18 protein-coding genes are annotated in these 21,801 nt (G+C 55.6%); 4 read left to right on the top strand and 14 right to left on the bottom strand.

Going from position 1 to position 21,801, the window contains the following annotated elements; translation table 11 throughout:
* Positions 1-58: 58 nt before the first annotated feature.
* The 7 genes from ACR0KC_RS21265 to ACR0KC_RS21235 form a co-directional block, all read right to left on the bottom strand.
* Complete coding sequence (locus ACR0KC_RS21265) at positions 59-985, bottom strand: DMT family transporter (protein ID WP_480707590.1); 927 nt, start codon at positions 983-985, stop codon at positions 59-61.
* Positions 986-1,083: 98 nt separating this feature from the next.
* Entirely contained in the window at positions 1,084-2,319 is a 1,236-nt protein-coding gene (locus tag ACR0KC_RS21260) for an adenylate/guanylate cyclase domain-containing protein (protein ID WP_480707589.1), read from the bottom strand.
* A gap of 170 nt (positions 2,320-2,489) precedes the next feature.
* Positions 2,490-3,746, bottom strand: coding sequence for an adenylate/guanylate cyclase domain-containing protein (locus ACR0KC_RS21255; protein WP_480707588.1), 1,257 nt, complete (start codon positions 3,744-3,746; stop codon positions 2,490-2,492).
* 190 nt (positions 3,747-3,936) lie between these two features.
* Positions 3,937-5,613 (bottom strand): adenylate/guanylate cyclase domain-containing protein, encoded by a 1,677-nt coding sequence (locus tag ACR0KC_RS21250; RefSeq protein WP_480772287.1) that lies wholly within the window; start codon positions 5,611-5,613, stop codon positions 3,937-3,939.
* A 137-nt stretch (positions 5,614-5,750) separates the two neighbouring features.
* On the bottom strand, positions 5,751-6,635 hold the full coding sequence (locus ACR0KC_RS21245; protein WP_480791484.1) for an MBL fold metallo-hydrolase: 885 nt from the start codon (positions 6,633-6,635) through the stop codon (positions 5,751-5,753).
* Positions 6,636-7,070: 435 nt separating this feature from the next.
* Complete coding sequence (gene gyrB, locus ACR0KC_RS21240) at positions 7,071-9,488, bottom strand: DNA topoisomerase (ATP-hydrolyzing) subunit B (RefSeq protein WP_170395385.1); 2,418 nt, start codon at positions 9,486-9,488, stop codon at positions 7,071-7,073.
* 102 nt (positions 9,489-9,590) lie between these two features.
* Positions 9,591-10,163 (bottom strand): TetR/AcrR family transcriptional regulator, encoded by a 573-nt coding sequence (locus tag ACR0KC_RS21235; RefSeq protein WP_480707585.1) that lies wholly within the window; start codon positions 10,161-10,163, stop codon positions 9,591-9,593.
* Positions 10,164-10,262: 99 nt separating this feature from the next.
* Between ACR0KC_RS21235 and ACR0KC_RS21230 the strand changes: the two genes are divergently transcribed.
* Positions 10,263-10,829, top strand: coding sequence for a carboxymuconolactone decarboxylase family protein (locus ACR0KC_RS21230; protein ID WP_170423365.1), 567 nt, complete (start codon positions 10,263-10,265; stop codon positions 10,827-10,829).
* On the opposite strand, the gene recF is transcribed toward ACR0KC_RS21230, so the two are convergent.
* The 6 genes from recF to mutM all read right to left on the bottom strand — a co-directional run bounded on the left by recF (position 10,826) and on the right by mutM (position 17,421).
* Positions 10,826-11,923 (bottom strand): DNA replication/repair protein RecF, encoded by a 1,098-nt coding sequence (gene recF, locus ACR0KC_RS21225; RefSeq protein WP_170515653.1) that lies wholly within the window; start codon positions 11,921-11,923, stop codon positions 10,826-10,828. The genes ACR0KC_RS21230 and recF overlap by 4 nt on opposite strands.
* A gap of 39 nt (positions 11,924-11,962) precedes the next feature.
* Positions 11,963-13,084, bottom strand: coding sequence for a DNA polymerase III subunit beta (gene dnaN, locus ACR0KC_RS21220; protein ID WP_480772286.1), 1,122 nt, complete (start codon positions 13,082-13,084; stop codon positions 11,963-11,965).
* 225 nt (positions 13,085-13,309) lie between these two features.
* Complete coding sequence (gene dnaA / locus ACR0KC_RS21215; RefSeq protein WP_170395377.1) at positions 13,310-14,692, bottom strand: chromosomal replication initiator protein DnaA; 1,383 nt, start codon at positions 14,690-14,692, stop codon at positions 13,310-13,312.
* Positions 14,693-15,235: 543 nt separating this feature from the next.
* On the bottom strand, positions 15,236-15,499 hold the full coding sequence (rpsT, locus tag ACR0KC_RS21210) for a 30S ribosomal protein S20 (RefSeq protein ID WP_010442545.1): 264 nt from the start codon (positions 15,497-15,499) through the stop codon (positions 15,236-15,238).
* 227 nt (positions 15,500-15,726) lie between these two features.
* Positions 15,727-16,503: an enoyl-CoA hydratase gene (locus ACR0KC_RS21205; RefSeq protein WP_170395375.1), complete on the bottom strand. Its 777-nt coding sequence runs from the start codon at positions 16,501-16,503 to the stop codon at positions 15,727-15,729.
* Positions 16,504-16,569: 66 nt separating this feature from the next.
* Positions 16,570-17,421: a bifunctional DNA-formamidopyrimidine glycosylase/DNA-(apurinic or apyrimidinic site) lyase gene (mutM, locus tag ACR0KC_RS21200; protein ID WP_480772285.1), complete on the bottom strand. Its 852-nt coding sequence runs from the start codon at positions 17,419-17,421 to the stop codon at positions 16,570-16,572.
* An 86-nt stretch (positions 17,422-17,507) separates the two neighbouring features.
* On the opposite strand from mutM, the gene ubiE reads away from it, so the two are divergent.
* Both ubiE and ubiB read left to right on the top strand, forming a co-directional pair.
* Complete coding sequence (gene ubiE / locus ACR0KC_RS21195; protein WP_480707584.1) at positions 17,508-18,260, top strand: bifunctional demethylmenaquinone methyltransferase/2-methoxy-6-polyprenyl-1,4-benzoquinol methylase UbiE; 753 nt, start codon at positions 17,508-17,510, stop codon at positions 18,258-18,260.
* Positions 18,261-19,790 (top strand): 2-polyprenylphenol 6-hydroxylase, encoded by a 1,530-nt coding sequence (ubiB, locus tag ACR0KC_RS21190; RefSeq protein ID WP_480772284.1) that lies wholly within the window; start codon positions 18,261-18,263, stop codon positions 19,788-19,790.
* A gap of 97 nt (positions 19,791-19,887) precedes the next feature.
* On the opposite strand, the gene ACR0KC_RS21185 is transcribed toward ubiB, so the two are convergent.
* Positions 19,888-21,063, bottom strand: coding sequence for an acetyl-CoA C-acyltransferase family protein (locus tag ACR0KC_RS21185; protein ID WP_480707583.1), 1,176 nt, complete (start codon positions 21,061-21,063; stop codon positions 19,888-19,890).
* A 112-nt stretch (positions 21,064-21,175) separates the two neighbouring features.
* On the opposite strand from ACR0KC_RS21185, the gene ACR0KC_RS21180 reads away from it, so the two are divergent.
* Positions 21,176-21,739 carry a helix-turn-helix domain-containing protein gene (locus ACR0KC_RS21180; RefSeq protein WP_170395365.1) on the top strand — a complete coding sequence of 188 codons (564 nt, stop codon included), beginning with the start codon at positions 21,176-21,178 and terminating at the stop codon, positions 21,737-21,739.
* The last annotated feature ends 62 nt before the right edge of the window (positions 21,740-21,801 follow it).

Raw genomic sequence — 21,801 nt, 5'->3', positions numbered from 1 at the left:
TCGGGCAGCAAGTAACCAGTGATGCTTACCTCAGAGAACAGCAGCGCCGAGCCCAATGCTACCGCCTCGGTAATTTTGTAAGCACGGTCGATACGGTGCGCGTCTTTTTACTTCTTGTGATCGCAATTGCGCCCAGCACTAAGGCACATGCAAAAGCTTGAGGAAAAGAGATGGCTTCGCCAAAAGCAAGATATCCAACGGCAAACATCGTGGGTAATTCGATACTTCCGACGACCGCAGTTTGGGAAGCTCCAATAACAGGCGAGCAAATCGTGTAGATGAGCTGAGGCACGAAAGCGGTCACCAGACCAATACCAACAATGAATAGCCAATCGGATTGTTCGCTTGGGAGAAGCTCTCCAACCTCAGCACCAAGGATGAGCGGGGCGAGGCCAAGAACAGACCCCAGAGAAACTGACGCGATACGTGCCAACGGCGCAATCCGTGACAACCTGTGTACCAGGACGCAGATTCCGAAGCCAAACCCAAAAGGGGCAGCAAGGGATAGCAGCAGCGTTGGTAGATGTTCCCCAGCCACTGACGCAGGCGAGCCAGCAAAGACAGCTGCCACCACAATCAGACTAGCGGCCAACATGGCGCGTCGCGTGGGTGCATCGCCAAACACAGCCCAAGCGACAACTAAGGTGAACACCGGATAGGTCATGTAAAGCACACCCACTGTCGATGCGGGCAGCTTCTCCAGCGCCGTTACATATCCGATCCAACCAAGCCCCATTACGGCTCCGGCTGAAAGACCCCAAGTGATCTCTCGCCATTCTTTTCGGTGCACAATGAGAACAGGAAGCAGAAGAAGGGCCGCAACAATGTAGCGGTAGAATGCGACCGCATAGGGTGCAACGCCCTGTTCGGTTAGGCTGCGGCTGAAGTAGGGAACCAGGCCGAAACAGATTGAAGCAAAAAGAACACCAAAAACGGCAAATGCGTAAGGGATGGATGGTCGATTTCGCGCAGATGTCGTTGCCATAATCTGGAGCTATCACGCATTTACATCTTCGTCTTCAGAGATTCTACGAAAGACTGCTTTGTAGATTGGAAACAGCGCGGAAGCTGTGATCCGGCAGATCAGCCCGCTCTGGAGACCAGCCAGTAAGTTTGCATTGGTCCTTTCCCTTTCACGTCGTAAATCGGTATCTCCTGAAAAACGAAGTCGGTGCCCAAGCGTTCTTTCGTCGCCTGCGAAACTTGAATCCGACCTTCTGCGCCCCCGCTTTCCATGCGACTGGCTGTGTTCACGGTGTCTCCCCATATATCAAAGAAAACCTTTTTCGTTCCGACAACACCCGAGACGGCTGGCCCCGAATGCAACCCAATCCGAAGACCTACACGTTCTCCGGTTTGCTCGCTGCGACGTTCCATCAATTCCAACATGTCCAAAGCCATGTTGGCCGCGACTTGCGCATGGTCTCTTCGCGGCGTCAGAATGCCTGCGCCGACCATATAGGCGTCACCAATCGTCTTGATTTTTTCCATGCCATACTTTTCCGTCAAATCATCAAAACGCGTGAAAACGTCATTCAGGAATTTGATAAGGTCCTTGGGGGCCGTCGATGATGCGCGCTTCGTGAAGCCTACGATATCTGCAAACAGGATAGTCACATCACCAAGATCGTCGGCAATCACTTCTCCCGGTGATGCCTTCAGTCGCATTGCGACCGCATCGGGCAATAGATTTTTGAGCAATGCCTCTGACCGTTCGTGCTCGGCAGCAAGCGCTGCCTCTGCGCGCGCAACCCGTGACGACAGCACCAAAACACCAGCCGCCTGAATCACAGACAAACCTATCACGACGCCGACCAAAACGATCAGTTGAAATTGCGCGTCAACGCGCGCTACACCGGATGGCTCCTGAAAATACAGAACAGAAATAACCATAGCAACGGTAGCGGCCCCCCATGTCACGACAGTGTCCGTCAAATTGTCACGTCCGTTGACAATAAGAACGCCAATCATGAACGCATTCAGAAAGAGATACAGGCCTGTTGCAGTTCCCATGTGGTATGTCATGAACATGAACACCGAAATGCCCATCGTCACCGAAACCCAAATCGCCAACCTTAGTCTGCGCGCCGCGATAGTGGGGGTGACAAGCAATATCGCAGCACAAATGAGCGATCCAAGCCAACCTGCACGCAACCCTTCGGCGTCATAAATCGCATAAAAAACTGCGTAGCCGAGTGCCGTGGCAATACCAATAAGAAGGATGACATTGAATGCGTAACGTTTCGATTTTTCGCTGTCAGACAGTCCCTCCAGCCCCTTGTCGAGAAACAACTTCGAAAGGCTACGAGCTAAATTCATGACAACTTTCCCGGCTGATGCTTGTGTTTACCACGAGCCGGGGATGTCTCAAGTCCCCCTCTGATCGTCCATTCATCCAAACTATGGCATTTGGTAGATATGGGCTCATAGCCGACATTTTCTGCGATGAGCATGACTAACCGAAGCCTGCAATTTTTTTTGAAGAATACCTATTCTCGCTTGCCAACAAGCCAAAACAGCTCAGTAGGATTCAAGCCTTTGATTTCAGTTACACCCCGGCGCTCAAAGAGATAGTCATCTTGCAGCAATGACTGCGTCGATGCAGTGACCAGAATTCGAGCCGCTTCCCCTTGGCCTTCCAGCCTTGAAGCGATGTTCACAGTTTCACCCCATACGTCATAAAATACTTTCTTGGTTCCGATGACTCCAGCAACCGCCTTGCCTGAATGTAGGCCAATCCTGATTTCGATTGGCTCTTTTGTCCCAACTGATATGCGCGCTACAGCTTCCATCATGTCCAGCGCCATGTTGGCCACCGATTTTAAGTGATATGGATTCGCTTGCTCCAATCCGCCCGCAACCATGTATGCGTCGCCAATCGTCTTGATTTTTTCCAGACTGTGTAGAGCCGCTAATTTGTCGAATTCGGAAAAGATAGTGTTCAACAAAGCCACAAGCGCCTTTGGTTCCATGGCGCTTGCACGCGGCGTGAAGTTCACAATGTCGGCGAACAGAATCGTTACACTAGGATGTTCATCAGCGATGATCTTGTTTGGGCTTTGTTTCAATCGCTTCGCAATTTCAGCGGGAAGCAGGTTTTCAAGCAGCAACTCCGAGCGTTTGTGTTCCAGCTCCAGCGCATCTTCGGCTTGTTCGGTGCGCCTCATGATGAGGATGAAAGTAAACAATGTCATGCAAATGACCAACGCAACGTTTCCACGGAACATAAAGTCTACCAGTTCAGTGCTGATCGGCAGGTAGGTCACAGGATGTGGAAACAAAACTGGAATGAGAACAAAGAGGGCAAACGGCGGCGCGGTAACTAAGACCAGTTTGCCAAGTCTCTTCGTACTGCATTCCAAAGTGAGAAACAGCACACCAATCAGGAGATGCATGTTGAACCCAGCGTCTGCACCGTAAATATAACTTAATGCTGTACCGAAGATACAAACCAAAAACGATGCGAGGATTTCCGCTATAAAACGGTTTCTTCGCGCGATTATGGGCAAGGATAAGCTCACAGAAAAGAGTATGCAGACTAGGTTTCCAAGCCACGTCGCTTGTGCATCATAGAAAAAATAAAATAGGGCTGCCCCAAGTATCGTAGCGTTGGCAGCCAAGGCTACGACAGCAAAGATGTAGATAGCCTGGCGTTCATTCCTGGTGTTTTTTTCCGTGCCTGAAATTGCGTACCACTTAAAGGCACCTCTCAAACATGCGTTTATACGCGAAATGAGCTGCGGCACGGCCAATTCCCGAATGCTTGGGTCAGATCACCACCGTCAACCAGTTCTCTTCCCGACGCAACGATGGAACTACTCAATGGCCACCGAAAGGACCATTGGCAATCCAATGTGATCACTAATTGCTCGTTATGTAAAAGGTAACACAGCGAAGTTTGGGGATCCTGATAATCGGTCTGATCGCCATGGCCGGTTAATCTGGCATACCTGCCAAACGCAGTGCGTTGAAGTAACGTTCTCCGCCTTCAGAGCCGCCGTAATCCACATTGCTACGCCATTTCGAGATCGTATCGCTTGGTTCCAGTCGTTGCATTTGCGCTAGAGCCTTGGACGCTGCTTCCGATTCACCTAGCATTGCATGTGCCGCGGCTCTTGCACTGTGAAGCGCGGGGTAGTCCTGTGAATAGCGTAGTCCAGCTTCGGCATAGGATATCGCGTCCCGGTCTCGGCCCAACATTACACAGGCAGTTGCGGCACCTCCGGACGCACTAACGAAAACCGCACTGTAGCGACCCAGTCGGAGTGCCGTTTGAAAACAACTAAGCGCCCTTTCAGGGTCTCCTGACCAATTGTAACCCCATCCCATGAACGAGTGGAGGCGAGCGTCTAGCGGTGCCCTTTGCTGAATTTGCTCAAGTGCTACAGACAAGCGATCCGCATTCCCGTCCACATTGTAGTCAGCAACGGCTACGCTGAGATCAAGCGTCGAGTTTTGCCCGGCCATATGCCGCCCCGCTTCGACCCACCCAGGGAGCAATTCGTAGTAGGGAGCCAGCTCGGAACGAAGGCCATAAGTTCGGGCGCCATTCATCATTGAGATTGCTTCCGCATATGCAGCTGCAAGGTCCGGTTTGGCCGCAATCGCTCGCGCATGGTACGAAATTGCGCCCTCATAGCTATCGATTTCCGAGCCCGTCCAAGCAATCATACCCATTACTACACATTGCTCGGCGGTCAGTTCGTTTTCAGGCAAAGCGGAGAGCTTTGCGGTCTCGAACTGGATCAATATTCCGCTTACGGCGTCCAACAGCTTTTCTACGACCTCGTCTTGCCAATCAAAGATAGCTTCAAGCACACCGTCGAACTTCTGAGTCCAGATTTCTGAACCTGAAGAGTCATGTAAACGGGCTTCCAAGCGCAAACGGTCACCGTGACCACGCAGCACGCCGCGAAGTGCATATCCCTCCGATGGTTCCGTTGAGGATATCGCCGCGTTTAACCAGTTGATCGTTCGAAAATAAGAACCGAAATCCGACGTGAGAGATGCAGCCATTTCCTTCAAATCAGTGCGCTGGTCGTTGCATGTCACAGGATGAATGAAGAGCTTTGGCAAGCTCGTCTCTGCGAAAGATTGTGAACTTTGCGATGCAGCCAGGTGTGGTCCACCGTAAATCCACACATCCAGGCTGCGCTGGATGTTCTTGAGCCTCTTCTTTCCCACAGCTTGGAAAGCTTCCGCCAGAGTGCGATCAAGGTTCAAGTGTACGGGTTCGGAAATAGCTATGCCGCCGGATGGCGCAATGCTCTCAAGTCTTGCGGCAATGTTGACGCCGTCGCCCAGGATGTCGTCCCCTTTTTCTGTGATATCGCCCACATGAACACCAATTCGCATGTTCAATAGCGAGTGCTCAGCCAATTGCTCCTGTATCTGAATTGCCGCGGTCACAGCTTGTGCCGCGCTGTTAAATTGCACCAACCAACCATCGCCCATGCTCTTGACGATCCGACCGGATTGACCTGCTATCGTTGGGATTACGATGTCGCTTTCCAGGTAATCAAGCATTTGCAGCGTGGCTTGCTCATCTTTGTGCATGAGCGCCGAATACCCAACAACATCTGCGGCTAGTATTGCAGCCAACCTTCGTTGCAACTGTTGCCTTTTCTTCGACATAAGTTCGACGATAGATGATGCGGCTCTTTACTCCAACTGGCAGTATACGAGGTTCGCTCGGGGCTCGTTAATGGATCTCTCTGCATTTGGTATCAGCGATTACGGGACGCCAAATCTCATTCGTTCCAACGAAAACCGTCGTTATCGACTTTCACATGCCCTATTGAAGGCAACGCGAAGTGAGACCCCAAAACCAAGCAACTGGTTTCCGAGCAATGCTCAAGCAGCAATCTACGCGACGTCACTGCCATTTCGGCATCGGAATCGAACTTGAAATGCCAGTCGGGATTTCGGCATTGCGCGGTGGTATGAAGCGCATCACCAGTGATTACCGCCTCGTCGCCCCCGCACTTTACGAGCACTGAAATATGGCCCGGCGTATGCCCTGGCGTTGGGAACAAGGTCACGTGATCGCCCAACTTGTGCCCAGCCTCCACCAGTTCCACCTGACCAGCTTCCACTACAGGCAAAACGCTTTCGACGTAGGTGTTGCCACTCTGCAAACGCTGAGTTTCTTCATCATCCTTTGGCATCAAATAGCGCGCGTTTGGAAAGGTAGGCACCCAACGGCCATCTTCTAGCTGCGTGTTCCAGCCTATGTGGTCTACGTGAAGATGCGTGCACAGCACATAGTCGATTTCATGAGTGCTCACGTCAGCGGCTTTCAGGGCTGCCATAAACCGACCGTCGGAGCGTTGATGCCATGCTGGATGATTTTGGTTGGTTTTGTTATTGCCGACACAGCTGTCCACCAGAATGTTATGTGAGGGCGTTTTCAGAAGGAAACCTTGTATGGGCAAAATTAGTCGTCCAGTGCTGTGGTCGATGCTGCCGGGAGCAAGGCTTTCGATAACTGTTTTGACATCTGGTCCGGCGGTTGGAAACAACTCTTCTGGCTTCATGAATGGGGCATGAATCTCAAGAATTCGCCAAACCTCTACATCGCCAATCTTGCAGAGCATTGCTTCAATCCTTTGGTTGCCTGAATGTTGGAAGACCATCGCCTCTCAGGGCAATTGAAACAAGGTTGTTAGAGCTTTCATCTAGCGTGCAATCTTGCAAACAGACATATTGTGATGCCTTAGAGCAGAACGCAGCTGGGTGATGGAGCATTTAGGAGAACAATAACAAAAATGCGTCGTAAACGACCTACAAAGTCATTGTACGATTACGGCCGTCCGAACAAATTTGCAAAGTCCGCTTTCTGCGCATTGCAGACCATCGCGAGAATCCAAGCAAAAAGGTCGCATGGAACCCAATATTCCTTAGGGAGACGCTTTGCGGCATTGGGCAACGCGAAGGGCCATAACTGTGACGGCTACGCCAAAAACTGATTGAATTCATCGCCAAGGCAGACAATCGCGCTACGCAAAACTATGGGCGAACTACGCAAACTTATAGGGTGCGCGAAGTGCTATGCGCAAACCTACAACCGCTCAAAAATCCAAATTCTCCACACTCAGAGCATTCTTTTGAATGAATTCACGGCGTGGCTCTACCACATCACCCATGAGTTTGGTGAACAGATCATCGGCCTCGACCATATCATCCACGCGTACCTGCAACAGGGTCCGCGCGTCCGGGTCCAGCGTTGTTTCCCAGAGTTGATCGGGGTTCATCTCTCCCAAACCTTTGTAGCGTTGCAGCGACAAGCCCTTTTCGCCTTCTTCCAGAATCGCGCGCAGCAGGTCGAGCGGGCCGTGTATGACTTGACCCCGATCGCGACGCACCAACGTTGCGGGGGTGTTGTAGACCTCTTGCAGGCTTTGGGTGAAACTGCCGGTTTTGCGGGCCTCACCCGAACGCAACATGGGGCCGTCCAGTGTGCGTACTTCTTCCACACCGCGCAGGATGCGCGCGAGGCGGATGCCGTGATCCTGTGTGATGCGGCCTTGCCAGCCGCGTTCGTATTCCAGTGCGATCAAGTCAAGGCGCGCCGCGACCTTGTCGGCCACGCCCTGCAAATCGGCATCAACAGCGCCGGGCACGAAAGCACCGGCTACAGCAGCCTGCTCCAGAATATGGCGTGGATAATGCGTTGGGAAGGCGTCCAGCACACGCTTCAGCTGGCGCGCTTCATCCACTACGCGGGTCAGGTCCTGGCCGATGATTTCCTCGCCCGAGCCTAATTTAAGTACTGCGCCTTCGACGCCCTGATTGATCAAATAATCATCCAGCGCAGCCTGGTCCTTCAGGTAAACCTCTGATTTACCTCTAGAAACCTTGTATAGCGGTGGTTGAGCGATGTAGAGATACCCGCCCTCGATCAACTCTGGCATTTGCCGGTAGAAGAAGGTCAACAAGAGGGTGCGGATATGCGCGCCGTCAACATCTGCGTCCGTCATAATGACGATTTTGTGGTAACGCAGTTTTTCGATGTTGAATTCGTCGCGGCCAATGCCGGTGCCCAACGCCATCACGAGGTTACCGATCTCTTGGCTCGACAACATCCGGTCAAACCGCGCCCGTTCCACGTTCAAGATTTTGCCACGCAAAGGCAGAACAGCCTGAGTCAGCCGATCCCGACCGGTCTGGGCAGAACCACCAGCCGAGTCCCCCTCGACCAGGAAAACTTCAGTCTTGGACGGATCTTTTTCAGAGCAATCCTTCAGCTTACCAGCCAGATAGTTCACATCCATCGCAGTCTTGCGGCGGGTCAATTCGCGAGCTTTACGGGCGGCCTCGCGCGCTAAAGCCGCCTCGATGATCTTACCGACAATCCCCTTAGCCTCATTCGGGTTCTCTTCGAACCATTCAGCCAGCTTCTCGTTCATCAGACCTTCGACCGCCGGGCGAACCTCAGAGCTGACCAGCTTGTCCTTGGTCTGGGACGAGAATTTCGGATCGGGCACTTTCACAGACAACACGCAGGTCAGGCCTTCGCGTGCATCGTCACCGGTAAAGCTGACCTTTTCCTTCTTCGCGATCCCGCTGGACTGAGCATAGTTGTTGATCGTCCGGGTCAGTGCACCACGGAAGCCAGCCACATGGGTGCCGCCATCGCGCTGCGGGATGTTGTTGGTGAAGGGCAGCACGGTCTCATGATAACTGTCATTCCACCACATCGCGATTTCCACGCCGATATCGTCACGCTCGCCCTTGATATAAATCGGTTCGGGCATCGCCGGGGTCTTGGACCGGTCGAGATATTTGACAAACTCTTTGACGCCGCCCTCGTAGAACAGCTCGGTTTCCAGCCGCTCAGCAGGGCGCTCGTCGATCAGGATGATCCGCACGCCCGAGTTCAGGAAAGCCAGCTCGCGCAAGCGCTTTTCCAGCGTCTCAAACGAGTATTCGAGGTTCGAAAACGTGTTGGTCGAGGCCAGAAATCGTACCTCGGTTCCCGTGCGATCGCCACACTCGCCAACGACTTTCAGATGTTCCGCCGTCTCTCCACCTTCAAAACGCGCCACATGTTCCTTGCCGGCCCGCCAAATGCGCAGTTCCAGCCAATCGGATAGCGCATTCACCACCGAGACGCCCACCCCATGTAGACCGCCTGACACCTTGTACGAGTTGCTGTCGAACTTACCGCCAGCGTGCAGTTGGGTCATGATGACTTCAGCCGCTGAAACACCTTCCTCGGGGTGGATATCCACCGGGATTCCACGTCCGTTGTCGCTGACCGAAACGCTGGAATCCGCGTGAATTTTTACAGTCACATGGTCGGCATGACCGGCCAGTGCCTCGTCAATTCCGTTATCGACAACCTCGTACACCATATGGTGCAGACCCGAACCATCGTCCGTATCCCCGATATACATACCGGGACGTTTGCGAACTGCCTCTAAGCCTTTGAGAACTTTGATGGAATCAGCGCCGTATTCTTGGGGTGCCTGTGCGTCTTCGGACATGCCGTTAGTACCTATATTATTTTGGTAACTTATACGTTTTCTGGTGGGGATTGTCACGTGCTCCCCCTATATTTTGTGGTTCTGATCCGCTTAATTTGCGGATCAAAGCCGATCAAGGTCTGCTGCAATATCCTCGGCGATTTCTGCCGCGTTCACATCGTCCCGTTCGGCTGACAATCGCAACCCCAGAAGGTCGGATTGATAGCGCGCCGCCAAGCGATCCGGGTCATGACTTGGCGCGATTTCTCCGGCCTTCTGCGCGCGGCGAAAGAGGTTCGCAAAACAAGCTTTCATGTCAGCCATATGGCTCTGCGCCTGATCAGCCAAATCATGGTCTTTGGCTTGCAATTCCGCATAAGTCTTCGCCAACATGCAGGCTTTTGTTGGCAGCTCCGACGCCTCGATCACACGACGAGGTTGCACCTTAAGAGCACCAAGCGGGCCCAATTCCTGCGCCAAAGCGTTCATATTGGCAACCCCTTCCTGAGTATACCGCTCTAACGCCAGGGCGTAGAGCGCATCTTTCGACCCGAACGCCGCGTAGAAGCTACCCGGTTTGAGCTTCAGCTCTCGCTCGAGATCCTTAAGCGACGTCCCCGCCCAGCCGTGACGCCAGAAAATATCTCGCGCCTGCGCGATAAGCGCGTCTCGGTCATATGAGGGTTTGCGGGGCATCGTTTCACCAATTTTTGAACGTTCGCTCAAATATATACTTGAGTGATCGCTCAAGAAACCCTAAATACGACTCATCGCGCCAGAAACAGGAGTTTTGACATGGCCAATTTCCCGTCTCACGACCTAGAAACCGCCCCGGAAGGGTCCAAGCCGCTGCTTGAGAAATCTCAGGCTGCATTCGGCCGCCTGCCCGGTCTTCATAAAGTAATGGCTGAAAGCCCCCAGCATCTGGAAGGCTATCAGGTTCTGCACGGCCTGTTTCTGCAGACCGATTTCAACAACGACGAAAAAACCGTTGTCTGGCAAACCATCAATGTCGAAAACGAATGCCATTACTGCGTGCCTGCGCATACCGGCATCGCAAAGATGATGAAAGTCTCTGACGAGATCACCGAGGCGCTGCGCAACGAAACTCCGCTGCCCACGGCCAAGCTGGAAGCGCTACGCACCTTTACCCTGCAAGTGATGGAAACCCGTGGAAACCCGACTGAAGAACAGCTGCAGGCCTTCTTTGACGCTGGCTATTCCCACCGTGCGGTCCTGGATGTCGTACTGGGTCTGGCACAAAAAACCATGTCGAACTACGTCAACCACATGGCCAAAACCCCGGTCGACGAAGTGATGCGCGGCTTCCTTTGGGAACGCAAAGTCGGCGAGCCTGCCTAAACGCTGACGACCGAGCCCTCGTCGCCTTCGGTAACGACCAGCGTTTGGGCTCGATCCCCCAATTCCGCAAATAGCTCAGGCCCGGTGCCCGTCATCCAGGCCTGTGCGCCCAGCGCACAAATCTCATCATACAACGCAGCGCGCCGACCCGCATCCAGATGCGCGGCCACCTCATCCAGCAATACAATAGGAGGTGCTCCAACCATCTCCGCCAACGCTCGCGCGTTTGATAGGATCAGCGATACCAGCAGTGCTTTCTGCTCACCGGTCGAGCAATCTTTGGCAGGAACGCCCTTGGCGGAATATACACCATACAGGTCTGATCGATGCGGGCCGACCAAAGTCCGCCCGGCGGCCAGATCGCGAAACCGGCTTTCATCCAAAGCTTCTCGCAAGTCTTCCGCCGTCTCAGGCATTGCACCTTCGGTTTGAACCAATTCAAGATCCGCTGACGGAAAGGCCGTCTCAGCTTTATCCTGTGCTGAGCGCAGATACTCCAACGCACTCAACCGCGCGGCGTGGATGCGATGCCCCATCTCGGCCATCTGCCCTTCCAGCGCCGCGTACCAATGGGCATCGCGAACTTGTTCTTTCAGCAACCGGTTCCGCTCGCGCATCGCTTTTTCATAGGTCAGAGATGCCTCGGCATGTGCCGGATCAAAACTCAGCGCGATCCGGTCGAGGAACCGCCGCCGCCCTTCGGCCCCTTCGATCCAGAGACGGTCCATCGATGGGATTAACCAAACTACCCGCGCCAGCTTTCCCAATTCAATCTGGCTTGAGGTCTTCTCATCAATCCGCACCTGCCGCGCCGCACCACCTTCGGACCAAGTTTCAATCTCGAAATTCTGTCCTTGCGCATTCAATAGCCCAATCAGCTTCCACCCCAGCGCCTCGGGGCGCCGTGTCATCTCAGCGGCGCTTGCCCGCCGCATCCCGCGCCCGGGTGAGAACAGAGAAACCGCTTCCAGTATGTTGGTCTTACCGGCCCCGTTTGGCCCATGGATCGCCACCGGCCGCCCGTCCAACGACAGGCGCGCCAGCTTATGAGACCGAAAATGCGAGACCGTAAGCTCGGTCAGGGCCAGTCCCATGACCCCTCTCTTTCGTTAGAGATCACCCCGTCGAGGCAATCAGACGCGCATCGGCATTACGACGTATACTGCGCTTTGGTCGTTGCCTTCGCGCATCAGTGTCGGATCACCCGCCGAGTTGAACATAAACACCGCATTTTCACGATCCACCTGAGACGCGATTTCGAGCAGGTATTTAGCGTTGAACCCGATCTCCAGGCGCTCATCCCCGTAAGCAACTGCAAGCTCTTCCTCAGCCGCACCACTGTCGGGTGCATTCACTGACAGAACCAGCTTATCCGCATCCAATTGCAGTTTGACGGCCCGCGACCGCTCGGACGAAACTGTCGCCACACGATCCACGGCCCGCGCGAATTCAGCCGCGTCGACTTCTAACTTGCGCGTGTTACCTTGCGGGATGACACGTGTGTAATCTGGGAACGTTCCGTCGATCACTTTCGAGGTGAGCGTGATGTCAGGCGTTGCAAACCGCACCTTGGTTTCACTGACCGAGACGGCGATGTCCATCTCGTCATCATCCAGCAGCTTGCGCAGTTCGCCCACGGTTTTGCGGGGCACGATCACGCCCGGCATATCCGCTGCACCATCCGGCAGATCCGCATCGATCCGTGCCAAGCGGTGACCATCAGTCGCCACGCAACGCAGTACCTTGCCGCCCTCGGAACCATCCGCAACGTGCATGTAAACGCCGTTCAAATAATATCTCGTCTCTTCCGTGGAAATGGCAAACTTCGATTTATCGAACAGCCGGCGCAACAATGCCGCCGACGCCGTAAAGTTCGATTGGTATTCTGAAGACGCCATAACCGGGAAATCTTCTTTCGGCAGCGTGGCCAGAGAAAAATTCGAGCGCCCCGCTTCCACGGTCAACCGCCCAGCTGCACTATCTGCGGTCAGGGTCACCAGCGCCCCATCGGGCAGTTTGCGTACGATCTCATGTAGCGTTGTGGCCGCAACAGTCGTGGCGCCCGCTTTCTCGACCTGCGCAGGGGCCTTGTCGACCACTTCGATGTCCAGATCGGTGGCACGAAACAGCGCCTGATCGCCTTCGGCCTCGATCAGCACGTTGGCAAGTATGGGAATGGTGTTGCGACGTTCGACAACTGACTGGGCCTGCGAAACGGCCTTGAGAAGGGTGCCGCGTTCGATGCTGATCTTCATACCCTCTGTTCCTTTGACTTGCGTGCCGAAATAGGCGGGACTGGCACGTTAGCGTCTCAGCCCTGAGGCACAAGGATTTTTTACGGATTTCTGGGTCGGATTGCCTCGGTGGTCAAGAGCAGCGCGCGTGAAACACACCAGATCATTCTCAACCGTGGACAATAGCGCACAAGAAAACACCCCGAACGCAATAGCCCGGGGTGTTTTTCAAGGATTCAGTGCGGTTTAGGCTTCCAAGGCCCGGCGCAGCATCTCAACATCTTCGGCAATCTGGCCATCGGTCAACTTCAGCTCTTCGATGCGCTTCACGCCATGCATGACCGTGGTGTGGTCGCGCCCGCCAAATCGACGGCCAATCTCAGGTAGCGACCGACTGGTCAGTTGCTTGCACAGATACATCGCCACCTGACGCGGACGCGCATAGGACCGCAGGCGTTTAGGGCCGATGATATCGCTGAGGCGGATGTTGTAATAATCCGAGACCTTTCGCTGGATCTCTTCGACGGTGATCTTGCGCTCGGAGGCGCGCAGTACATCGGCCAGACAATCCTGCGTCAGCTCCATATCGATCTCGCGCCCGACCAGCGAGGCAAAGGCAAACAGGCGGGTCAGCGCCCCTTCCAGCACGCGCACATTGGTCGAGATGCGGTGTGCAAGGAACTCCAATACACCATCAGCAATGGTCAGATCGGGATAAGTGCTGCTGTACTGCTGCACTTTGTTCTGCAGGATTCCCAGACGCAATTCGTAGTCTGTGGGATGAAGATCGACGACAAGGCCACATTGCAGGCGTGACTTTACGCGGTCTTCAAGGTCCTTGATCTCGCCCGGCGCGCGGTCGGCCGAGATGATGATCTGCTTGTTCTGATCCACCAGCGCGTTGAACGTGTGGAAAAATTCTTCCTGCGTCGAATCCTTGCCAGCGATGAACTGCACGTCATCGACCATCAGCACATCGACCGAACGGAACAAGTGCTTGAAATCCATCATGCGGCGTTCACGCAAGGCCTGCACAAAGCGATACATGAACTGTTCTGCTGACAGGTAAAGCACATTCAACTCGGGGTGCTTGGTTTTCAACTCCCACGCAATCGCGTGCATCAGGTGGGTTTTACCCAGTCCAACACCGCCGTAGAGCACGAGCGGATTGAAAGTTACCGGGCCGCCCTCGGATACGCGGCGAGCTGCGGCATGTGCAAGTTCGTTGGGTTTGCCAACAACAAAGCTATCAAAGGTAAACCGTGCATCCAGTGGCGCAGCCTGTAGTGCTTCAAGTGCATCATTGGCTGTATCTGTAACAGCGGGCCGGGTTTCTGGCGCGGGAGATGGCTTGGACTCTTCCACCAATGTGGGACGGGCTGACGAATTGGCCGCTGTGCGAAACGCCAAGCGCTGAACCTTTTCGCCCGATGTGTTCAGCTCATAGAGAATAAGGTCCGCAAAATTCTGACTGACATAGTTGCCCATGAAGTTGGTCGGCACCGAGAACACCGCTACACCATCCTGCAACTCCTGAAACTCCAAGGGTTCAATCCAGGTGGTAAAATTGTTCTTCCCAACCGCCTTCATCAATTTGCTACGCAGTTGTCCCCATTTCTCTTGTGTCATTCGGCGCCTCACGCATCCCATTCATTATTGGCCTTAAGGCCTTTTTTAATGTGTCCCGAATTACGGGCCTTTATGGCGCTCACACACAAGGGAACGTTTCGCCAAACCTGATGGTCTGGCGGGTACGCTCGAATATCATCGCAGTCCAATACAGCACGGCCCCAAAATGGGGGCACACCCGGAATCCGGGATGCGCATGATATTCCAATTTATCGACAGGGCCAGGATCTTCGGCTAACCCGAGACCCAGAGCAGATCGTCCAACTGACCGAAGCCAGCTTTCGAACATTCGTTCCTAAATCTTTCCGATGCCCGTCGGTCAGATCCTTGGAACAGCCTGTCCCCCCAAGCGAGTGAATCGCTGACTAAGTCGTAGCAAGAGCCCAAGGGTCCGGGCAACGAAACTCTGATATTGACTCGGGGTTCTGGGCGAAAGAATCTCTCGGCTTCGTGAAGACGCGGCTTTCCGGCAACAATGAAAAAGGCGTCGCAATCAGCGACGCCTTTTTCGTAAATCAACGCTTGACGCGTTTTCCCAAAGAATCAGCCCAGCGCTTTGACGCGCGCCGACAGGCGCGACATTTTGCGGGCTGCGGTGTTCTTGTGGAAGACGCCTTTGGTGACGCCACGCATCAACTCGGGTTGAGCGGCGCGCAGGGCTGCGGTAGCTGCGTCCTTGTCGCCGGATGCGATCGCTTCCTCAACTTTGCGCAGGTGGGTACGGATGCGCGAACGACGCGCTTTGTTGACGGCGAAGCGCTTTTCGTTCTGACGGGCGCGTTTCTTTGCCTGGGGCGAATTTGCCATGTGTCTCTGACCTTTTGTTCGGTACGTTTATCTTGGGTTGCGCGCCACGGACATATCCGCACCGGATCAGAAATCACGAGTGTGAGTCGGGCCAAGCGGGCCGCACGCGCATGTATGACGGCGGTCTCTAACCAAGTTTGGCAGGTTTGCCAAGCTGATTCTTCCAGTATGTGATGAGGGAAAAAGGCGGGGTCTGCCCGCCTAATATCACTAAGCGACGATTATGATCACTTGTCGCGGAACTGAGCCGCACGTTTTTCCAGAAACGCGGCCATGCCTTCTTTCTGGTCCTCTGTCGCGAACATCGAATGGAATACCCGACGCTCAAACAGCATGCCTTCGCTCAGCGGCAGCTCATAGCTGCGGTTCACAGCCTCTTTGGCCGCGATGGCCGTGATCTGCGATTTCTCTGCAATCTTCTGCGCCGCCCCGGTTGCCTCTTCGATCAGCTTTTTGGCGGGCACGACACGACTGACCAATCCCGCGCGCTCGGCCTCTTCAGCGTCCATGAAGCGGCCTGTCAGGTTCATGTCCATCGATTTGGACTTACCAACGAAGCGGGTCAGACGCTGACTGCCACCAAGCCCCGCGATGACTCCCAGATTGATCTCGGGCTGGCCGAACTTGGCGGTGTCGGCAGCGATGATGAAATCGCACAGCATCGCCAGTTCACACCCACCGCCCAGCGCGTAACCGGCAACGGCGGCGATGATAGGTTTGCGGATCGCGGAAACCCTATCGTTGGCGTCTGCAAACAGATTGACGTCGAATACATCGACAAAACTCATCTCGGACATTTCCTTAATGTCCGCACCGGCGGCAAAGGCCTTGTCCGAGCCGGTGATGACGATGCAGCGCACCTTGTCATTGCTATCCGCATCTTCCAGCGCCTCGCACAGCTCACCCAGCAACTGGGTGTTCAGCGCGTTCATCGCATCGGGGCGGTTGAGCTTGATAAGGGCGACGTGGTCTTCGATTTCGACGATGATCGTCTCAAAAGCCATGAGGTGTAAGCTTCCGGTTGTTCCGTTCAGGTACGATTCCTTATCACGCGATTTCGCTGGATCAAGTTATCTTTGGCATTGCGCGCAATAGAAGGATGAGCGACCGCACTGGGTGATTCTCTTGATTTCAGCGCCACAACCCTCGGTTCGACAAGGCTCTCCTTCGCGGCCGTAGACGTCAAAGCTGTGCTGAAAATATCCAAGTTCTCCATCGGCTTGGCGGAAATCGCGCAGCGATGACCCCCCCGCTTCGATCGCGTCCTGCAACACTTTTCTGATGATCGGCACAAGGGCCGCAACGCGTGGCGCAGAAATCTGTCCCGCTTTGCGACGTGGCGACACCTTGCCGCGATAAAGCGCTTCGCAGACGTAAATATTACCCAAACCGGCAACGATTCCCTGATCCAACAACGCCGATTTGACCGGGCTGTTCTTGCCTTTGAAGGCGTCTATCAGGTGCTGTTCGTGAAAATCGTTACCCAACGGTTCAGGTCCCAGAACCGATAGCAGCTTGTGCTGCTCTGCCGTTGCCGTCGGCAGCAGATCCATTGCCCCGAACCGGCGCGGATCGTTGAAGGTGATGCGTGCGCCATTAGCCATATGAAACACCACGTGATCATGTTTCTGCGCCATCGGATGCTCATGCGCATACTGTCCGAGCGGATCGCCAGAGACCGTCATCCGCCCCGACATGCCCAGATGGATCAACAACGTCTCGGCACTGCTGAGATCCGCCAGAATGTACTTCGACCGTCGCCGCAGCCGATCCACCCGTTGCCCCGTTAGCCGCTCGGCCATCCGAGCCGGGAAAGGCCAACGCAAATCGGGGCGATTCACGTCCGCCCTTTCGATCACTGCGCCCTCCATTGCGGGGCTCAGACCGCGTCTTACTGTCTCGACCTCGGGCAATTCGGGCATTACAGGGCTCCTATTCCAAAGGGCCGCATTGTGCCCGCCTCTTATCGCCCTATAACAGAGGCGAAATTCGACAAACGGCAAGGCAAATGTCCGACACCAACGACAAGACCACCCATTTCGGGTTCGAAACAGTGCGCGAGGCTGAAAAAGCCGGCCGCGTACAGGGCGTGTTCAATTCGGTCGCCTCGAAATACGACGTGATGAACGACGTGATGTCGATGGGCATCCACCGGGTCTGGAAAGACGCGATGATGGATTGGCTTGCCCCGCGCGCCGGTCAGCGGCTTCTGGATGTGGCTGGCGGCACCGGCGATATCTCGTTCCGCTTTCTGAAGCGCGCAGGCCACGGCCATGCTACCGTGCTGGACCTGACCGAGCCGATGCTGGTCGAGGGCCGCCAGCGCGCCGAGGCCGACCAGATGTCCGACAGCCTGAATTGGGTGGTGGGCGATGCGATGGCGCTGCCCTTCGAGGATAACACCTTCGACGTCTACACCATCTCCTTCGGCATCCGGAACGTCACCCGCCCGCAAGAGGCGCTGAACGAGGCCTATCGCGTTATGAAGCCCGGTGGTCGTCTGATGGTGCTTGAGTTCAGCCAGTTACCCAATGACGGGCTGCAGAAGCTTTACGACCTCTACAGTTTCAATGTCATCCCGCGTATGGGCAAGCTGATCGCCAACGACTACGACAGCTATCAATACCTTGTGGAATCGATCCGCAAGTTCCCAGATCAGGAGACATTCCTGAACATGGTCCGCACCGCCGGGTTCGAAAACGCCAAATACCGCAACCTGAGCATGGGCATTGCCGCACTGCATTCGGGCTGGAAGATCTAGATGCGCGGCCCCCACAACATCATTCGCCTGGTCCGGACGGGCGCCACGCTGGAACGCACCGGTGCCATGAATGTGGTGCTGGACGCGTTTGAAGCGCCGCGCGCCGTACGTATTCTGGCGCATACGCTGGGCAAACCGTTCCAATGGCTGGGCTACAAGGGCGACCCCGAGATGCCGCCCGCCACCCGTGCCCTGACCGCATTGGGTCCGGCTTACATCAAATTCGGGCAGGTACTTTCGACCCGCCCCGATGTGGTGGGAAATGAACTGGCCGAGCAACTGCGTGTTCTGCAAGACAAGCTGCCGCCCTTTTCCAAAGCTGAAGCAATGGCAGAGGTCGAGAAAGAGTTAGGCCAACCGACGTCAGAGATATTCAGTGAGTTCAGTGAACCCATCGCCGCTGCCTCGATTGCTCAGGTTCACAAGGCCAAGCTGACCAGCACAGGCGAAGACGTTGCTGTCAAAGTCCTGAGACCGGGTATCGAGCGCGCCTTCCGCAAGGATGTAGACGCGTTCTATTTCGCCGCGCGTATGGTACAACTTTGCGCCCCCGGAGCGCGCCGACTACGCCCGATGGAAGTGATCGAGCATTTCGACGGCGTAGTACGCGGCGAGTTGGACCTGCGTCTGGAAAGCGCCGCCGCCTCGGAATACGCTGCCAATACCAAGGATGATGCTGGATTCTGGCTGCCCCCGGTGGTCTGGTCGCTATCCGCCCGCCGCGTCATGACGCTCAGCTGGGCTGATGGCATTCCCTTGGGAGATAACAACGCGCTGGACGCTGCCGGACATAATCGCCGCGATCTGGCTGAGCGCGTGCTCCGCCTGTTCCTTTTGCACGCGCTTCGCGACGGCTATTTTCACGCCGACATGCACCAAGGCAACCTCAAGGTCGCTGCGAACGGGGACATTATCGCCTATGACTACGGCATCATGGGCCATATCGATGAATACACTCGCCGGGTCTATGCCGAGATTCTCTTTGGTTTCATCCGCCGCGACTATAAACGCGTGGCTGAAGTCCATTTCGAAGCAGGCTATGTGCCTGCCAACCAGGACGTCGACGAATTCGCCCGCGCCTTGCGCGCGGTAGGTGAACCGATCTTCGGCATGGACGCCACCCATATCTCGATGGGTCGGCTGCTAAGCTACCTGTTCGAAGTCACTGAACGCTTTGGCATGGAAACCCGCACCGAGCTGATCCTGCTGCAACGCACCATGGTGGTGGTCGAAGGCGTCGCCCGCTCGCTTGATGATCACATGAACATCTGGGAGGTCGCCCGACCGGTGGTCGAGGATTACATCAAACAATCCATCGGCCCCCGCGCCGCCCTGCGCGATTTCGGCAAAACCGCCCTGGTGCTTGCCCGTTTCGGCCCCCGCTTGCCCGGTCTGGTGGAAAATGCCCTGATTGCCCAGACTCAAAAAGACGACCCAAAGACCCCGGGTTTCATCGCGAACCTTCTGCCAGCAGCGATCGGCGCGGCCGCAGGCATAGTCGCGACGCTGGTGATCTTCGCACTCAGCTAAACCAACCCGACCGCTTCATCTGGCCAAAAATACCTTCGGGGGGGAATCGCGCCCCGGCGCGATGGGGGGCAGACAGCCCCCCTTGCCCCGACCCAACTCAGAGCCGCTCGATGGCGAGGGCAATCCCCTGCCCTCCGCCGATGCACATGGTGATCAGACCTTTCGATCCGCCAATACGCTCCAACTCATACAACGCCTTAAGCGTGATAATCGCCCCTGTGGCGCCCACCGGATGGCCCAGTGCAATAGCCCCACCGTTCGGATTCACCTTTGCAGCGTCCAGACCCAATTCCTGATTGACGGCCAGAGCTTGCGCCGCAAACGCCTCGTTGCTTTCGATCACGTCGAAATCATCCGCAGACAAACCCGTCTTTGCGAACAGGTTCTGCACTGCGGGAACCGGGCCGATGCCCATCACCTCGGGTCGCACGCCGGCATGGGCATAGCCAATCACGCGCGCTTTGGGTTTCAAGCCCGCCTTTTCTGCAGCATCCGCTGTCGCCAACACCATCGCCGCCGCGCCGTCATTGATGCCCGAGGCGTTGCCCGCCGTCACCCGCCCATCTTTCTGGAATACCGGTCGCAATCCGGCCAGCGCCTCGGCAGTGGTGGCCTTGGGATGTTCATCGACCTTGAAGTCGACCATGTCGCGCTTGACCTTGACCTGCACCGGCGCGATCTGGCTGTCGAAATACCCGGCCTCAATCGCCGCAGCCGCACGGGTCTGGCTGGTCAGCGCAAACGCGTCCATCTGTTCGCGGCTGATTTGGTGTTCATCCGCCACATTCTCGGCGGTCACCCCCATATGCCCGGTGCCGAATGGACAGTTCAACGCGCCCAGCATCATGTCGAGCGATTTGACATCGCCCATCTTCGCCCCCCAACGGGCCTGCGGTACGACATAAGGGCTGCGCGACATGCTTTCGGCACCGCCCGCCACTGCAAACTCGGCATCGCCTAGCATCAGCGCCTGCACCGCCGACACTACTGCCTGCGCCCCCGAACCGCACAGCCGGTTCACGTTCATCGCCGGAGTCCCGTTCGGCATACCCGCCTGCATTGCGGCGACTCGCGACAGATACATGTCGCGCGGTTCGGTGTTGATCACATGACCAAAGACAACATGATCAATCTGCGCGCCTTCAACGCCCGAACGCTCCATTGCCGCCTCGGTCGCCACGGTCGCCAGATCGATCGGAGCGGTCGAGGCCAACGCACCGCCAAAGGTCCCGATGGCTGTGCGCGCACCGTCCAGTATTACTATGTCCGTCATGTTTTCTCCTCCAAGTCTCGCGCCCATTATGCACCTGCAGCATGATCTTCATATTAGACTCACTGTCACGCCGGAATTGACATTACGTTGCGCAACACCCATGGATTCCGTCATGACGGAAAACACAGACGATATTCTGACGCGCCTGCCCGCCCGATTGAAAGAGGCGCGCCGCGCCAAAGGCCTGTCGCTAGAGGCGGTCGCCAACCTCAGCGGCGTCTCGCGTTCCATGGTCAGCCAGATCGAGCGTGGTGAAAGCAGCCCCACAATTTCTACCCTGTGGAACCTGACGCGCGCTCTGCAGGTGGATTTCGCCGGACTGTTGGAAGACGCCAAAACGACCGACCAGATCGAAGTGCTGCGTCAAGCAGAAGTGCCCAGTATCGACAATATGGGCGAGAAATGCCGGATTCGCATCCTCTCTCCCCCCGAAGAGGCCGGAGGACACGAGGTCTATGATATTCAGTTTCAGGCCAATGGGAGCCTGAACAGCCAGCCTCATGCGCGCGGCGCACGAGAGCAACTGACTGTGCTGGAAGGCGCCGTCCGTGTCACTTCGGGAACGGCATCCAGCGATCTGAAACAAGGGGATACCGCCCGGTATGCCGCCGATATTACGCATTCGATAAGCGCTGAAAACCCGGCCCGCGTTTTCCTGATCGTAAAAAACGCCTGAACGGGCAAGATTCCGCCTTCACGGATATTTTTCCCAAATACTGTAATTCTCCTATTTGGGAA

The organism is Ruegeria sp. CF3 (genome assembly GCF_056537365.1).
This window is presented reverse-complemented; position numbering and strand designations above follow the sequence as displayed.